The following is a 15,621-nucleotide window of genomic DNA, read 5'->3' on the forward strand; positions in this document are numbered from 1 at the left end:
CGTAAATTAGTGTTGATTTCGTTCTGAAATAGTACACTCGTTCCAACTATAACGAAAACGGCACCGTTATTCAATGATGGGACGAAGCGGAATCGAGGAAAAAACGAGAAAAAAGACAGCTTTTCCCAAGAAGAGAAAAGCTGTCTTTTTCCTTATACTTGATCTGTCGTTTGAACAGAAGCGACTTCGTAACCGATGCCTTCTTCTTGTTCCTCACGTGCCGCATAAGCTTCGAGTACTGAATCTTCGACCTTTTTTCGCATTAATGCATTGATTGGATGAGCGACATCCCGGAAGATACCTTCTTGCGTTCGTTTGCTTGGCATGGCGACGAAGAGACCACTATTCCCTTCGATGACACGCAAATCATGTACCACGAATTCGTGGTCGAGCGTAATAGAGGCAAGTGCTTTCATTCGACCCTCTGCCACGACGCGACGAATTTTAACGTCCGTAACGTTCATTTTGTCCGCACCCCTTTAACCGTTGTCACAACTCTTCGTTGTCTACTTCTACTTACGGCTTAAAACAAATAAAGGTTTAGTCTTTCCCAATCTTTTTACGCATAATTTCCAAAAGTTTGATAATTACAGTATAGTTACAATCCATGCGGCTGTCAATTTCAGGTAGTCTCGGCTTCCGAGAAATAGTGATCGACGTTTCCACGCTTGACTTGGATTTGACCGAGATCGACGTCGACGTCCGCTAATTTCATTAAACTGACGTATTCGTTGACCATCTTCTTCTCAGCACCCTCTGCCTCGATCAAGACCCCAACACCTGCAACCTTTGCTTCGAACTCGCTCAAGAGACTCATCATTCCACGAATCGTTCCGCCAGCTTTCATGAAGTCATCGATCAATAAGACGTTCGCTCCACGCGGCAAGCTCCGACGCGCAAGTGCCATCGTCCGGATCGCTTTTGAAGACCCTGAGACATAGTTGATGCTGACCGTAGATCCTTCCGTGACACGACTATCTGAACGCACGATGACGAACGGCACACCCAGTTGCTCAGCGACCGCATAAGCAAGCGGAATCCCTTTCGTCGCGATCGTCATGACGACATCAACTTTCTTTTGGCTAAAGACAGATGCAAACACTTGCCCCATTTGTTTGACCATCTTCGGATCCCCGAGTAAGTCCGTCAAATAGAGATATCCCCCCGGTAACAGTCGATCTGGACGTGCGACACGTTCACATAGATCATCGATGAACGGTAACGCCTTCTTACTGCTCCACGTCGGGATGAACATGACGCCACCCGCAGCACCTGGTACCGTGACGAGACGACCCGTTCCCTCATGTTCTAACATCTCGCTGACGATATCTAAATCTTCACTGATCGACGATTTCGCCGATTTGTAGCGTTCTGCAAAAATCGTCAATGAGACGAGATGATGGGGATGGTCAAGCAAGTACCGCGTCATGTCGACCAATCGACCACTTCTCCGAATTTTCATTTGTTTTGTTCCACCTCTCCGTAATTCCGAATATTCAATAGTGAATATATCATTTTCATACGGATATTATCAATGGTTTTCGCCTAAAAGACGAACGACGTAGACTTCGTTACAAAAGCCACGTAATCCATTATAGAGACGTTGTGCCCGATTCTCGTGTTCCGTCAACGCAAAGACTGTCGGACCACTTCCGCTCATCAAGACGCCTTCTGCGCCACAACTCGTCATGAATTCCTTGATCTGCTCGACTTCCGGGTGCATCGGCAACGTGACCGATTCGAGAACGTTCCCGAGTGACTGGCAAATGCCTTGGAAATCTTGCGCCTTCACCGCATCGATCATCGCTTCGACGTTCGGACGTTTTGCCGTGTTCAAGTCGAGAGCACCATAGACGTCAGCCGTCGAGACACCAATCGTCGGTTTGGCAAGAACGACCCAGCATGGTGGTGGTGAGACAAGTTTTTCTAGCTTCTCTCCGCGACCTGTTGCAATCGCTGTTCCACCCATGACACAAAACGGAACATCAGATCCAACCGCTGCGCCAACTTCCGCCAACTCTTCAAGCGTCAAGCCGAGTTGCCATAACTCATTCAAACCGCGTAACGTCGCTGCCGCGTCACTGGAACCACCAGCAAGTCCCGCTGCGACCGGGATGTGTTTCTCTAAAAAGATTTCGACCCCCGTCTTGACGTCGTATTTTTCTTTTAAGATCGCTGCTGCTTTATACGCAAGATTACGTTCGTCGTTTGGAACGTAAGCATGCTGGGCATTCATGCGAATTTCTCCTGACGGCAGCTCCGTCAATTCTAGACGGTCTGCCAAATCGACTGTCGTCATCACCATATGTACATCGTGATAGCCGTCCGGGCGCTTTGCCGTCGCATCCAGGACTAGGTTGATCTTGGCCGGAGCCTTTACAATAATCGTCATCGTGCCGTTCCTCCTCTAGTTCGTTTCCTGTAGGAATTGTATCAACCTTTCCACAAAAAAAGAAGCGAACATTTTGTCCGCTTCGGAAGGTAAGTTTACGAATTCGCAAATTCGATTTGTACGGAGTCTGTTAGCACGTCGGCGTAGCTATAAGAAACTCGCTCGACATTGTGGCGCTCTGCGTCTAGCTTGACTACAAACACCGAAGGATACGTCTCAACGAGCGTTCCGATTCGGGTTACGACCTTTTTACGACCGCCGCTTGCTTTTAGCGTCAGTCTTTCACCAACATGTGTTTCGAAAACATGTCTGATTTCGTTCAACGTCTTTGGCATACGCTTCACCTCACTAATATTTATTATAGCATATTAAATAAATATTAGAAAGGGGAAATATTATATCTGTTCTAATCGTATCCGTCAACGTTTTTTAATTGGCAAAAGTGCATCCGCTAACTGTGCGAATTCCTGCAGGCTGAGCGTTTCTCCGCGACGACGTGGTTCGATTCCAGCTTCTAACAATGCCGCTTCGACCGCCGCCTTTTCTGTCTTCCCAAAGTGTGTCGTCAAGTTGTTCAGAATCGTTTTCCGACGTTGTGCAAAACTTGCTCGGACGATTTCGAAGAAGAGGGCCTCATCTTGCGTCTGTACCGCTGGCTCTTTTCGAATGTTCAAACGGATGACAGCTGAATCAACGTTTGGTGCTGGGATGAAGACTTGTTTTGGAACCGTGAAGCAGACTTCAGCTTCCGCATAATACTGAATCGCGATCGATAGAGAACCGTATGCTTTCGTGCCCGGTTTTGCACCGATTCGTTCAGCGACTTCCTTTTGAATCATCATGACGAGCGTCCGAAACGGTGCTTTCGCTTCGAGAATCCGCATGATGATCGGTGTCGTGACGTAATACGGGAGGTTCGCGACGACGGCAATGTCAGTGATGCCTTCTTGCGTGAACTCTTCTGCGACGATCGTCGAAAGATCCAGTTCAAGGGCATCACCGTGAATGACCTTCGTATGAGGATACGGTGAAAGTGTATCGTCAAGAATCGGTAATAGACGCTGATCGATTTCAAGAGCGACGACTTTTTTCGCCTGTTTCGCCGATTGTTCCGTCAATGAGCCGATTCCTGGTCCGATCTCGAGTACGCCGCTCTCCGGCGTTAATCCAGCTGCTCCGACGATGTTTCCTAATACGTTTAAATCGATTAAAAAATTTTGTCCTAACGATTTTTTAAACGAAAAGCCATGTTTCGCTAAAATTTCCTTCGTCCGGTGCAATGTAGCAATGTCTTTCAAACTTCTTCCTCCTCTAATTGTTTCAAAGCCGCTTCCCATTCTGCCCGCGTGATCCGGATTGATGCGACGCGTTTGACAAGTTGTTTGGCATTTGGTTCACCAATCGCAAGAATCTGACCGAGACGACGACGGCGGATCGAGGCTGCTGGTCCACCAATCAAATCAGCTGCCAGAATCATCTCACGTGTCACTTCAGCAACCGGTGCTTCTTCCGTCTCATAGACAGCAGCGAGCGCTTCTTCGATTGCGGCAGGTGAGGCATGCTCCACACCGATTTTGCCTCGCTTGTCTTTTGCTTGAGCACGCGGAAGATAAGCATGTTTACAGCCTGGTACGCGTTCATTGATTCGAGCACGGATACGATCTCCTGGAAAATCAGGATCCGTGAAAATGATGACACCGCGCCGTTCCAGCGCCTTCTCGATGCGTTGCATCGTTTGTTCGTTGACGGCTGAGCCGTTCGTTTCAATTGTATCGACATCAAAGACTTCTTGTAATCGTGTCGTATCATCCCGTCCTTCGACGACGATGACTTCTTTTAAGCGTTTCCGCATGATCTCTCCACCTTCTTCAAACACTCTCGTAATTGTACCTGTTTCCACGAAAAAAACAAGGAAGCGTCACGTGTCCGCTTCCGTTGCACTAGGAATGACCCAGACTTGCAGTTGTTTTCGACCGAACGTCTTCGCTTTTTGTTCTCCGTCGACCAAGACATCAATCTTATTGCCTTTGATGGCGCCACCGGTATCGAGGGCGATCGCAAGCCCCACTCCTTCGACGTAGACCTTCGTACCAAGCGGAATGACCTTCGGATCAACCGCGATAATTGGCATCCCTTGATAGGTGATCGTATCCGTCACGTCATACCCGGTCGCGGTCAAGGCGCGACCGTTATACAAACGACTGCCGTTTGAAGCTGGATCGTTCGTATACGCCGTCGCTTCGACCATCAAGCTCTTCGCACTTGCAAAATCAAGATCCGTATCGGCCTTCGGTGTTTCAGCTAACGGATTCGTCGCCTGTTCTTCGTTGAAGACAGGCGCTTCGACGGGTGTCTCGACCGGTTTGGTTCCGACTTTGACAACTTGTTTGACGGGTGTCTGCGTCACTTGATCACCAATCAGTTTTTTCTCTTTGCTCAAACCGTTAGCAAGCGTCAATTGATACTTTTTCGTTCGGACACCTGGACGACCAGATGCCGTCACGAGTTGTTCGCCTTCCGGTAAAGTTGGGTCCTCGACTTCTTCGATCTCAAACGGAACGAGCTGTTCCTGCGTCAACGTTGCACGACGTGTCGTGTTGACCGTAATCAACGTCCCTTCCGTCACGCGGGTGTCGGGATCTGGAGCGACCCGATCTTCTTTTTGCAAGCGAATCCCTTCTCGCGCTAACAATTCCCGGACCGACGTCTCATACGTGTAGAGTTGTCGGGCTTTTCCACCGACGACAAGATCAACAGGAAAAGCTTCTCGGTATCGCACCGTCATGCCACTCTTCAGAACAGCGTCAGAGGACGGATAGATATCATCCGTCTCCGCTTTCTTGATACCACGTTCTGCCAGCAAATCCTTCACTTGGCGCGCCTGCGTCCGAACACGACGGGATTCACCATAGCCCATGATCAGTGTGATCTCTTTCGCACGCTGAATGACGATCAACCGTTTTTCTGGTAAATCAGCACTGAGCGCTGGTTCGATGATGTCATTCGTTCGCGTCGTGATGCCTGCTTCTTTAAGTACGCCATAAACGGAATCGGCTGTCGTTTCAATTTGCTGCTCTTGTCCATCAATCAAGACGGTCACGATTTGTGGATGATCCATCATTCCATAGATGAGTGCAGCAACAAGTAAGAGGCTGAATCCAATCGTAGTAAACGTCAACGAACGCATCATGGCAAGCGGAAGACCCGTTTGGCATTTTCGGTCGTTGCTGCTTCCACGTCGGCATACATCATGCCACGGAGCTGCGCAATCTCTTCAGCGACGAACCGGACGTAAGCGGGTTCGTTGCGTTTCCCGCGGTGTGGCGTCGGTGTCAGATACGGACAATCCGTCTCGACGAGTAGACGATCGAGCGGGACTTCCTGCGCAACACGCTTCGGCATCTTCGCATTCTTGAACGTGACGGGACCTCCGAGTGAAATATAGAAGTTCATCGCCAGGCAGCGTGGTAATAATTCAGCACTCATGCTGTAGCTATGCAGAATTCCACCGACTTCTTTCGCATCTTCTTCTTCAAGAATCCGTAATGTATCTTCTGTCGCTTCCCGGTTATGGATGACGATCGGCTTCTTTTTCTGCTTCGCAAGCCGGATTTGTTTACGAAAAGCTTCCTGCTGCACATCTTTCGGTGACGTATCCCAGTGATAGTCGAGCCCAATTTCTCCAAGCGCAACGACTTTTTCGTGATCCATCAACCGTTCGACCTTTTGGTACGCTTCCTCATCAAAATCAATCGAGTCGACGGGATGCCACCCGATTACCGCATAAAGATCATCGTACGCTTCGACGAGTTCCATCGCACGATCAATCGTCTTATGATCAAATCCGACGACGATCATCGGTGAGACACCGTTCGCGCGTGCCCGCTCAATCGTCTCGTGGACGTCGTCCGCGAATTGGTCTGCATTTAAGTGAGTGTGTGTATCGATTAACATAGCTGTTCGACTCCTTCTTTAAAAAAATGCCTGTGACATGGAGTCCACAGGCATCGGTTTTATTTTACGCTTGCGCCGTTCGCCATCGTTGACGGAACCGTCGCCAGTTCAAGTTTTCCTGCTTTTTCAGCAGCAAGGACCATTCCTTGTGAGAGTTCGCCACGTAACGTGACCGGTTTTAAGTTCGCCACGACGATGACTTTTCGTCCGACTAAATCTTCCGGCTCATACCACTGAGCGATACCAGAGACGATTTGGCGTGTTTCTTTGCCCATATCGACTTGTAACTTCAATAGTTTTTTCGCCTTTTTGATCTTTTCAGCCGTCACGACTTCACCGACACGGAGTTCGATTTGGTCAAAGACATCGATTGTCGTTTCTGGACGAATATCTTCGTCTTCTTCTTCAACTTCCTCTTCCTCAACACGTGCTGCAGAAGCTTGGCGCATCATGTCGACGATTGCTTCGACTTCTTCTTTGACGTCGAGACGTGGGAAGATCGGTGTCGCTGTACCGACTTTCGTTCCTGGTGCGATGTCTGCGAATTTCTCGAGCGCTGCCCAGTCCATCGCTTGTCCAGAGAGACCCAGTTGCGCGAAGATCTCTTTTGGTGAACGCGTCATGAACGGTTGCAACATGATCGCCACATGACGCAAGACGCCAACGAGATGCACCATGACAGAACCGAGTTCCGCCGTTTTGGATTCGTCTTTTGCAAGCACCCACGGTTGTGTCTCATCGATGTATTTATTGGCACGGCTGATCAATTGCCAAATGTTCGACAGTACGACAGAGAATTCCATGTGTTCCATCGATGCTTCGACTTTCGTGACCGTTTCTTTTGCAAGATCCGACAGTGTCGCATCAAACGGTGTCACGTTACCTGTATAGGCTGGGATCTCACCATCAAAGTATTTCGTGACCATCGCGATCGTCCGGTTGAGTAAGTTCCCGAGATCGTTCGCCAAATCATAGTTCATCCGCTCAACGAATGCTTCAGGTGTGAACATACCGTCCGAACCGAATGGCACTTCCCGTAAGAGGTAGTAACGAAGGGCGTCGAGACCGTAGCGATCCGTCAACGGAATCGGATCGACGACGTTTCCTTTTGATTTCGACATTTTTCCGTCTTTCATCAACAACCAACCATGTGCGAAGACTTTCTTCGGTAATGGGAGGTCAAGCGCCATCAAGAGTGCCGGCCAAATGATCGTGTGGAAACGAACGATTTCTTTTCCGACGAGATGGACATCTGCTGGCCAGTACTTATCGAAGTTACCGTGATCGTCCGTACCATAACCAAGTGACGAGATGTAGTTCGTCAACGCATCGATCCAGACGTAGACGACGTGTTTTGGATTCGACGGGACTTGTACACCCCAGTTGAATGTCGTCCGTGAGACCGCTAAGTCTTGAAGACCTGGTTTAATGAAGTTATTGATCATTTCGTGTTTACGTGATTCTGGCAAGATGAATGACGGATTCGCTTCAAAGTACTCAAGCAGACGGTCCGCGTACTTACTGATCCGGAAGAAGTAACATTCTTCGCGAACGAGTTCGACCGGGTGTCCACTGTCAGGGCTCTTCCCGTCGACGAGTTGTGATTCCGTATAGTACGTCTCATCCGGAATCGAATACCAACCTTCGTATTCACCTAAATAGATATCGCCTGATTCAAGAAGTGTCTCGAACACTTTTTCGACGACTTTCTTGTGACGTGGTTCTGTCGTCCGGATATAATCATCGTACGAGATGTCGAGACGATCCCATAAGACTTTAATCTGTTCGACGACACCGTCGACGAATGCCTGTTCCGAAATCCCTGCTTCTGCTGCTTTTTCCTGGATCTTTTGACCGTGCTCATCGCTACCTGTCAAATACCGGACGTCGAATCCTTGAAGTCGTTTGTATCGTGCCATCGCATCTCCAGCCACCGTCGTGTACGCGTGACCGATATGTAGTTTTGCACTTGGATAATAAATCGGGGTCGTGATATAAAATGTCTTTGCCATGTTATTCCTCCGTTCTCTGATTTCCATCTTCATTATAGGCTATTATACGCTGTTACGGGACTGATGTCGAAACTCACTTTTTGTCGAATCAAAACATTTTTTGACATCAGACATCAAATTACAAAAAAACACACTCTATAGTTTCATTTCCTTTAAAAAGGGAAAATGTATTAATAAATCGTTTCAAATATGGTGTTTTTGAGAAATAAATGACATTTTGATTTCAAGCTATTCAGATTGGTTGACTACTTTTGGAAAGTCTAGTATTCTACATTCTATAGAAACGATGTCGAATTTTGACGATTTTTCAAAAGAAAAAGAGATCCATGACATCAAAGGAGGAACAACAAAATGAAATCAACAGGTATTGTACGTAAGGTAGACGAGCTCGGTCGTGTCGTAATTCCAATCGAATTACGCCGTACACTTCAAATTGCAGAAAAGGATGCCCTCGAGATCTATGTCGACAACGAACAGATCATCCTTAAAAAATATAAACCAAACATGACTTGCCAAGTAACAGGAGAAGTATCAGAAGATAACTTCAAATTGGCTGATGGTAAATTGATTCTTTCACCAGATGGCGCACAACGCGTTCTCGTTGAATTAAAAGATTTCCTCGATCGTCATTACGCAAGCAACGAGTAAACAAAAAAGGAAGCTCCTGACGGGGCTTCCTTTTTTTAATCTGCTTCGTGAAACGCAAGATACAGCTCCTGACGATCCAGTCCCCGTTCCTTGGCGACACGCTTCAACGCTGCATTCGGCTTTTCGCCTTCTTCGATATACCGACGGATTTGCTCGAGCGGATCACTGTCTTGGATGACAGCATCCGGTCGTTCTTCGTTTGATCCTTCAACGAGGACGACGAACTCGCCCCGAACGTCTTCTGCTGCCCAAGCACGTAATTCACTCACGCTCCCCCGAATGTATTCCTCATACCGTTTCGTTAGTTCCCGTGCTAACGTCACCTGACGATCACCGAGTACTTCCTCGATCCCTTGCAACATCTCTTTCAAACGATGTGGTGCTTCATAAAAGACGAGCGTTCCGGTTTCGTATTTCAATTGCTCCAACGCTTCGCGACGCTCTTTTTTCTTCCGTGGCAAAAAGCCGTAATATAAAAAGCGTTCCGTCGATAATCCGGACGCGACAAGAGCGGTCAATGCAGCGTTCGCACCCGGAAGAACGATGACAGGGATGTCTGCTGCAATCGCTTGGCGGATCAAGTCGCTTCCCGGGTCCGAGATGCCAGGCATACCGGCATCGGAGACGAGGGCAATTTGTTTTCCTGCCTCTAAATCAGCGAGGAGTCGTTCGCCGCTTGTTTGTTTATTGTGTTCATGGTAACTGACAAGCTTCGACTCAATCGAAAAGTGTCGAAACAGTTTCATCGTCTGCCGCGTATCTTCTGCTGCGACGATATCGGATTCCTGTAAAATCCGTACGGCCCGATACGTCATGTCTTCTAAATTGCCGATTGGTGTCGGGACGATATAGAGACCGGCTCCTTGCTGTTGATAGCTACTCGTCGCTTTCATGAGGTTCCTCCTTGAATCAACCGTTCTTTTTGTGAACGGGTTAATTGTTTAATCGCATATTCCCGCTTCATTGCCTCTGACTTCGTCGCGAAAACTTCCTGATGAACGAGGACGACCGGCAGACGGGCACGTGTATACTTCGCACCCTTACCTGCGTTATGTGTCGCAATGCGTTGTGTGACGTCTACGGCGTAACCCGTATAATACGTATCATCTTGGCACCGAACGATATAGACTGCATGCTCAGACATCGAACAGTTCTTTCATCTGAGCCGCATACGAGTTGTCCGCTTCATAGACGATGAATGGGGGAAGCACCTTCAGTCCAGGTTTTGCATCCTTGATCCCCTCGATCAACAGCATGTTTGCTTCCTTCCCTGCTTTCGGATAAATCAGCTGCATCCGTTTCGGTTCCAAGCGATACGTCCGCATCAAGGTGACGATATCGAGCAGTCGTTCCGGTCGATGGACGAACGCTGCTTTTCCGCCTTGTTTCAACAAATCAGATGCACCTCGAATACAGTCTTCAAGGGTACAGAGGACTTCGTGCCTTGCAATCGTATAATGTTCACTTTGGTTTTGGTTCGATGTCTCGTTTGCTAAAAAATATGGCGGATTGCAGGTGACAGCATCATAGATGCCGTATCCAAGACGCGCTCCCGCCTCTTTGACGTCCCCTTCAATCATCTCAATCCGGTCGTTCAGTTCATTCAAGGTGACGCTCCGTCGTGCCATCTCCGCTAGTCGTGGCTGGATTTCAAGACCCGTGATCTGCCCTTTCGTCCGGTAGGATAAAAAGAGTGGAATTGCACCGTTTCCTGAACAGAGATCGGCAATCCGTCCCTGTTGAATCGGGACCCACGCAAATCGTGCAAGCAGTGCCGCGTCAAGTGAATACGAGAAGACGGATGGACTTTGAATGATTTTCCCTTCCTGTCCTAAGAGATAATCAAGTCGTTCGTCTGGTAATAGTTCAAACATGTCGTGCCTTCCTTTCCGAAAAAAAGACTGACTCATGTAGAAGTCAGCCTCTCAATGTTTCGTTAACATGGATAAGCAAAAGAGACAATCGCCGTCTTTTCGTACTTGTCCATAATGCAAGTTACAGATGTGGAACCCTTCCTGGTACAATCGCCCGAGATTATCGTAGCCCGCACCGACGCCTGCTTCCGCTTCTTCCGCTTCCGTGACCGGCTGTTGTTCATCGCGTTCGACTTTTTCTCGAAGATGATGATTCTCCAGGTACAGATGTTGGTTCTCTTCCATCATGTAAGCCAGCTGATCCTTTAACACGCTCAGATGCTCAGTCAGCAAATGAATCTGTTGCTCAATCGCATCGACACGCGTAATGATTTCTTTTTTATCGACTCTCTCCACGCGTATGCACCCCGTTATTCTTTTGGTCGTTTTGGTTTTACGGCACCAACGGATAATAGTTCTTCCATTGAATACGTCAAGACGCGGGAACGATCCTTCAGTTCGATTTGAACGACTTGATCGAGGATGTTCAAACCAACGACGCGTCCTTCGCCTTCAGGTACTGTCAAACGTTTTCCGTAGTCCGGCAAATCACGGCGCATTTCTTCATACGTATCGTTCTCGTATTTCAGGCAGCACATCAAACGACCACATACTCCTGAAATCTTCGTCGGATTCAACGACAGGTTTTGATCTTTTGCCATCTTGATCGAAACCGGTTCGAACTCACCGAGGAAAGATGAACAACATAAGACACGACCACACGGACCGATGCCTCCCAGTAACTTCGCTTCATCCCGAACACCGATTTGACGGAGTTCGATACGCGTCCGGAAGACCGCCGCTAAATCTTTGACGAGCTCACGGAAGTCAACACGTCCTTCTGCCGTGAAGTAGAAGATGACCTTATTGCGATCAAACGTGTACTCGACATCGACCAATTTCATATCGAGTTTATGTTCACGGATTTTTTCGACACATACCGCATGCGCATCAAGCGCTGCGACTTTATTTTCGCGGACGATCATTGCATCCTTATCGTCAGCAATCCGAAGAATGGATTTCAGTGGCAACACCACATCTTCTTCGTCCATTTGTTTATCGGCGATGACCACTTCGCCATATTCAATGCCCCGTACCGTCTCAACGATGACTGCTTGTCCTCGTGATAATGACTCTTGTCCAGGTGCAAAATAATAAATTTTGCCCGCTTCTTTAAAGCGAACGCCTACTACTTCTAGCATGTCGCTCTACCCTTTCTGTAAGTCAAACATGAGACGCTCAACTGTTAATTGGGGATTAACATTCGCTTCGACCCGTCTTACTGCGGCAAGCACAGCTTGCAACCAGCGGGTGATCGTCGTCTGGCTCTTGGACCCCATCTGTTCAAGTTGGGGTTTACTATTCGTATAGGTCATACCTTCCCACGCCGGATTCAGTTTCAGACGTAAGACATCCTCGAAGAAACAAGTGACGAGTTCAAGACCGATTCGGACATCCTGACGGTTTTTGAATTGTCCCATCCATTTCTCTTGTACGAACAGTGGTAAATCAGCCGGACGATTCGCTAATTCCTCCATCAATTGTAACACTGACGCTCGCGCATTTACAAACCAGTCTTCGAGTAATGCTTCTTCTGCATCCTCGACTTTTGGATAGACACGCGCTGCCAATTGCGTCAACTCGTGGTCCCGTCCCGTTTTTTCAGATAAAACCTCGCCAATCATTTGACGATCCGCCGGACGAAAACTTAATAACTGTCCCCGCGATCGAATCGTCGGTAAAAGGAGCTGGGGTTGATTCGTCAACAATAAAGCCACTTTTCCTTCTCCTGGTTCCTCAAAGAACTTCAGCAAACTGTTTGCTGCTTGGGGAGTCATCTTATGGGACTGGGTAATGACATAAATCTGACGATCACCTTCAAGTCCTCGGAGTGAGAGATCATGCATCAATTGTTGAATCTGTTCTTTTTTGATGGTCGCGCCATCTGGTTCGATTTCATAATAATCGACCAAGTTGCCACTTTCCATCCGCCGACAGCTACGACAGACACCACATGGCTCCACATCGACCGGTGCCTCACAAAAAAGGCTTTTCGCGAACAAGTGAGCCGCTTCAAGTAGAAGCGGCTCATAGTCTCCGGTGAAGATATAAGCGTGATTGATTCGATCGTTCCGTAACGAATTTTGAAGAATCGTCGAAATGACCGATTGTGTCTGTTCCAGTTCATGAAACGTCTGCATCAGAATTGATGAAACCCTTCGATTGGCAAGACGAAGACCGTTGCCCCGCCTACCTGGACTTCAACGGGATACGGGATATAAGAATCGGCATGACCACCCATTGGTGAGATTGGAGAAACCATCTGTTCGCGACTTGAACAGTTCTTTTTAATCAATCGCAACAAATCATCGAGACGCTCGCTCTGTACACCAATCATGAACGTCGTGTTCCCCTCTTTAAGAAAACCACCTGTCGTTGCCAGTTTCGTTGCTCGGAAATCATGCTCGACAAGTGCTTCCGCCAAACGTAAGCTATCTTTATCTTGAACGATCGTAATGACCATTTTCATGAGAATCTCTCCTTTTCTTCTAAATAGGTAATGACATCTTCCACTAAGTCCTGATGAATCGCTTCAATCGATCGATTGGCCCGTACGATCTGCACCCGTTCCGGATCCGATGCTGCAATCTGTTGGAAACCTTCATAGACGCGGGCACGAAACGCATCATCTCGCTGCTCGATTCGATCAAGTGCTCCCCGGTCCATCATTCGTTTTTTAGAATCCGTTACCGTTAAATCAAATAAATACGTTCGGTCTGGCGCTAACCCACCTGTTGCAGAATCATTGATTTGACGCACGAGATCAATCGGATGTCCGAGACCATACCCTTGATACGCAAGTGACGCATCAACGAATCGGTCACATAAAACTATTGTGCCTGCCTCTAACGCCGGTCGAATCAATTCCTCGACATGCTGGGCACGAGACGCTGCATACAGCAGAATTTCCGTCATCTCTTTCATCTCTTCAAAATCAGGATTCAAAATCAACGAACGAATTTCGTTTCCAACGCGTGTGCCACCTGGCTCGCGGGTCGTCATGACGTTATAGCCCTTTTCTTTTAACACATCACTAAGCAATTGTAGTTGTGTCGTTTTACCGGCACCATCTGGTCCTTCGACAGTAATGAACGTACCTTTCATTCTTCAAACCCTTCCTCTATGACGCGTAACGCTCCTCGTTGCAATTGTTCGCCCCCTTGCAAATGAACAGCTACGGTTTGATAATATCGTAAACGTAGTACCTGTTCCGCCGTAATGCGTTCGCCTCTGACGATCAACGGAATGCCTGGCGGGTATGGAATAATCGTTTCGAGTGAAACATGACCGATACACTCATCCAGCTGACGGAACATACCTGTTGCTTGTTCTAACTGTTCATAAGAACAAGCTAAAGCAGATACCTGTATTTTACCCATAATTGGTTGCTCGATATACCTTTTCAAAGGAATTCCTTCTGATTTCATCATTTGAATGGCTCGTTCGACACGGTGGACCCAGTCATTCTGCTCAGATTTTGTGAGCGGACGAAGTGGCAAAATACAGACGACGTGATCTCCTAGAGCAAATTCCGCATCGAGTTGAACAGCTCGTAACGCGTGCAACAACGCATCTCCTGAATATCCCTCATACGTTAATGTCATCCGCGACCAATCATCGAATCGCAGAACCGTCATATGATCGAACCGTTGAAGTGCTTCGATGAATGCATCATGACTAGCTTGAACATCTGACATCCCTTTAACTGTCCATTGTTCACGATAGGAACGGGCGTAATCTAATGAAGCCAGGAGTAAATATGAAGGACTCGAAGTCTGAAACGCTTGAAGCGCTCGCTGTAACTTCCTTCTCATCTTTTCTGAAAATCGCTCATGCATCCATGCTCCCATCGTCAGTGCTGGAAGTGTTTTATGGGCAGACTGGACAACAGCAGTTGCTCCTAATTCAAATGCAGAGCGTACACCAAATGCTTCACCGAAGTGTGCACCATGTGCTTCATCCACTAATAAAGGGAGTTCATGCGACGCTGTGAGCTGAACGAGTGACGCGATATCAGCTGCTTCCCCGTAATAGGTCGGTGAAGTGATAAACACGCCGACTCCTCCTGGATATTTCGTAAACGCTTCCTTTAATGTTTCACGTGAAACATGTCCACTGATTTCCGTTTCCTTATGGATGTCTGGTTCAAGAAAGATCGGTTCGATTCCTAACCATTCTAGTGCATTAAACACGGATTTATGCGAATTACGCTGTACATAAACACGCTCTCCTCTTGCTGCTGTAGCGGCAAGCATCGCCCAGTTTCCAACGGTCGAACCATTCACAAGGAAATGACTCGCTTTTGCACCATAGACTTTTTGCAACAAAGCTATCGCGTCAGCAATAGCCTCTTCCGGATGATGAAAATCATCTAGACCAGGTAATTCTGTGACGTCCCATTTAAAGAAGTCAGGAAGAGGCGTCAATGTCCCATTCTTATGACCAGGAACATGCCATGAGATGGGCGATCGATCTAAATGACGTTGAAGTGCATGTACAATGGGAAGTTCGTGTTTCATGAAAAAACTCCTTTTCCTCTAAAATGATTACACAAAAAGACCGACCTGCAATCTGCAGATCGGTCAAGTGCCTGGCAACGTCCTATCCTCACAGGGGGAAGCCCCCAACTACTTTCGGCGTT

At 47.8% G+C, this 15,621-nt stretch carries 19 protein-coding genes; 1 reads left to right on the forward strand and 18 read right to left on the reverse strand.

Going from position 1 to position 15,621, the window contains the following annotated elements:
* Positions 1–152: 152 nt before the first annotated feature.
* From spoVG to metG, 9 genes are all read right to left on the reverse strand, one after another.
* Positions 153–464 carry a septation regulator SpoVG gene (gene spoVG / locus NOM72_RS15890; protein ID WP_023466546.1) on the reverse strand — a complete coding sequence of 104 codons (312 nt, stop codon included), beginning with the start codon at positions 462–464 and terminating at the stop codon, positions 153–155.
* A 158-nt stretch (positions 465–622) separates the two neighbouring features.
* The gene (gene purR, locus NOM72_RS15895; protein WP_023466544.1) at positions 623–1,462 is read right to left on the reverse strand and encodes a pur operon repressor; all 840 of its coding nucleotides are present in this window, start codon (positions 1,460–1,462) and stop codon (positions 623–625) included.
* 69 nt (positions 1,463–1,531) lie between these two features.
* Positions 1,532–2,392 carry a 4-(cytidine 5'-diphospho)-2-C-methyl-D-erythritol kinase gene (gene ispE / locus NOM72_RS15900; RefSeq protein ID WP_058713009.1) on the reverse strand — a complete coding sequence of 287 codons (861 nt, stop codon included), beginning with the start codon at positions 2,390–2,392 and terminating at the stop codon, positions 1,532–1,534.
* A 95-nt stretch (positions 2,393–2,487) separates the two neighbouring features.
* On the reverse strand, positions 2,488–2,727 hold the full coding sequence (locus NOM72_RS15905) for a Veg family protein (RefSeq protein WP_012368950.1): 240 nt from the start codon (positions 2,725–2,727) through the stop codon (positions 2,488–2,490).
* An 84-nt stretch (positions 2,728–2,811) separates the two neighbouring features.
* Positions 2,812–3,690, reverse strand: a complete 879-nt coding sequence (rsmA, locus tag NOM72_RS15910) for a 16S rRNA (adenine(1518)-N(6)/adenine(1519)-N(6))-dimethyltransferase RsmA (RefSeq protein ID WP_023466540.1) — start codon at positions 3,688–3,690, stop codon at positions 2,812–2,814.
* Entirely contained in the window at positions 3,687–4,244 is a 558-nt protein-coding gene (rnmV, locus tag NOM72_RS15915; protein WP_023466539.1) for a ribonuclease M5, read from the reverse strand. Before rnmV ends, rsmA begins: the two co-directional genes overlap by 4 nt.
* 66 nt (positions 4,245–4,310) lie before the next feature.
* Positions 4,311–5,582 (reverse strand): 3D domain-containing protein, encoded by a 1,272-nt coding sequence (locus NOM72_RS16140; RefSeq protein ID WP_055966567.1) that lies wholly within the window; start codon positions 5,580–5,582, stop codon positions 4,311–4,313.
* The gene (locus NOM72_RS15930) at positions 5,579–6,346 is read right to left on the reverse strand and encodes a TatD family hydrolase (RefSeq protein ID WP_023466535.1); all 768 of its coding nucleotides are present in this window, start codon (positions 6,344–6,346) and stop codon (positions 5,579–5,581) included. The genes NOM72_RS16140 and NOM72_RS15930 overlap by 4 nt, the downstream gene beginning before the upstream one ends.
* A 59-nt stretch (positions 6,347–6,405) precedes the next feature.
* Positions 6,406–8,385 (reverse strand): methionine--tRNA ligase, encoded by a 1,980-nt coding sequence (gene metG, locus NOM72_RS15935; RefSeq protein ID WP_255343760.1) that lies wholly within the window; start codon positions 8,383–8,385, stop codon positions 6,406–6,408.
* Positions 8,386–8,709: 324 nt separating this feature from the next.
* Here metG and NOM72_RS15940 point away from each other — a divergent pair, with 324 nt between their 5' ends.
* Complete coding sequence (locus tag NOM72_RS15940) at positions 8,710–9,006, forward strand: transition state genes transcriptional regulator AbrB (RefSeq protein ID WP_023466531.1); 297 nt, start codon at positions 8,710–8,712, stop codon at positions 9,004–9,006.
* Positions 9,007–9,041: 35 nt separating this feature from the next.
* Here NOM72_RS15940 and rsmI read toward each other — a convergent pair whose 3' ends face one another.
* From rsmI to NOM72_RS15985, 9 genes are read right to left on the reverse strand one after another with little or no spacing between them, the layout of a single operon-like run.
* Positions 9,042–9,899 carry a 16S rRNA (cytidine(1402)-2'-O)-methyltransferase gene (gene rsmI / locus NOM72_RS15945; protein WP_055966569.1) on the reverse strand — a complete coding sequence of 286 codons (858 nt, stop codon included), beginning with the start codon at positions 9,897–9,899 and terminating at the stop codon, positions 9,042–9,044.
* On the reverse strand, positions 9,896–10,150 hold the full coding sequence (locus NOM72_RS15950) for a GIY-YIG nuclease family protein (protein ID WP_023466528.1): 255 nt from the start codon (positions 10,148–10,150) through the stop codon (positions 9,896–9,898). The genes rsmI and NOM72_RS15950 overlap by 4 nt, the downstream gene beginning before the upstream one ends.
* Positions 10,143–10,880: a tRNA1(Val) (adenine(37)-N6)-methyltransferase gene (locus tag NOM72_RS15955; RefSeq protein WP_023466526.1), complete on the reverse strand. Its 738-nt coding sequence runs from the start codon at positions 10,878–10,880 to the stop codon at positions 10,143–10,145. Before NOM72_RS15955 ends, NOM72_RS15950 begins: the two co-directional genes overlap by 8 nt.
* 51 nt (positions 10,881–10,931) lie before the next feature.
* Positions 10,932–11,282, reverse strand: coding sequence for a DNA replication initiation control protein YabA (gene yabA, locus NOM72_RS15960; RefSeq protein WP_119182633.1), 351 nt, complete (start codon positions 11,280–11,282; stop codon positions 10,932–10,934).
* Positions 11,283–11,290: 8 nt separating this feature from the next.
* Positions 11,291–12,121, reverse strand: coding sequence for a PSP1 domain-containing protein (locus NOM72_RS15965; protein ID WP_029343044.1), 831 nt, complete (start codon positions 12,119–12,121; stop codon positions 11,291–11,293).
* 6 nt (positions 12,122–12,127) lie between these two features.
* On the reverse strand, positions 12,128–13,120 hold the full coding sequence (locus NOM72_RS15970) for a DNA polymerase (protein ID WP_050677360.1): 993 nt from the start codon (positions 13,118–13,120) through the stop codon (positions 12,128–12,130).
* Positions 13,120–13,449, reverse strand: a complete 330-nt coding sequence (locus NOM72_RS15975) for a cyclic-di-AMP receptor (protein WP_023466519.1) — start codon at positions 13,447–13,449, stop codon at positions 13,120–13,122. Before NOM72_RS15975 ends, NOM72_RS15970 begins: the two co-directional genes overlap by 1 nt.
* Complete coding sequence (tmk, locus tag NOM72_RS15980; RefSeq protein WP_255999455.1) at positions 13,446–14,084, reverse strand: dTMP kinase; 639 nt, start codon at positions 14,082–14,084, stop codon at positions 13,446–13,448. The genes NOM72_RS15975 and tmk overlap by 4 nt, the downstream gene beginning before the upstream one ends.
* Positions 14,081–15,499 (reverse strand): aminotransferase class I/II-fold pyridoxal phosphate-dependent enzyme, encoded by a 1,419-nt coding sequence (locus tag NOM72_RS15985; protein WP_255999456.1) that lies wholly within the window; start codon positions 15,497–15,499, stop codon positions 14,081–14,083. The genes tmk and NOM72_RS15985 overlap by 4 nt, the downstream gene beginning before the upstream one ends.
* Positions 15,500–15,621: the final 122 nt, after the last annotated feature.

It is taken from the genome of Exiguobacterium sp. LL15 (genome assembly GCF_024436095.1).
Taxonomy (GTDB): Bacteria; Bacillota; Bacilli; order Exiguobacteriales; family Exiguobacteriaceae; genus Exiguobacterium_A; species Exiguobacterium_A indicum.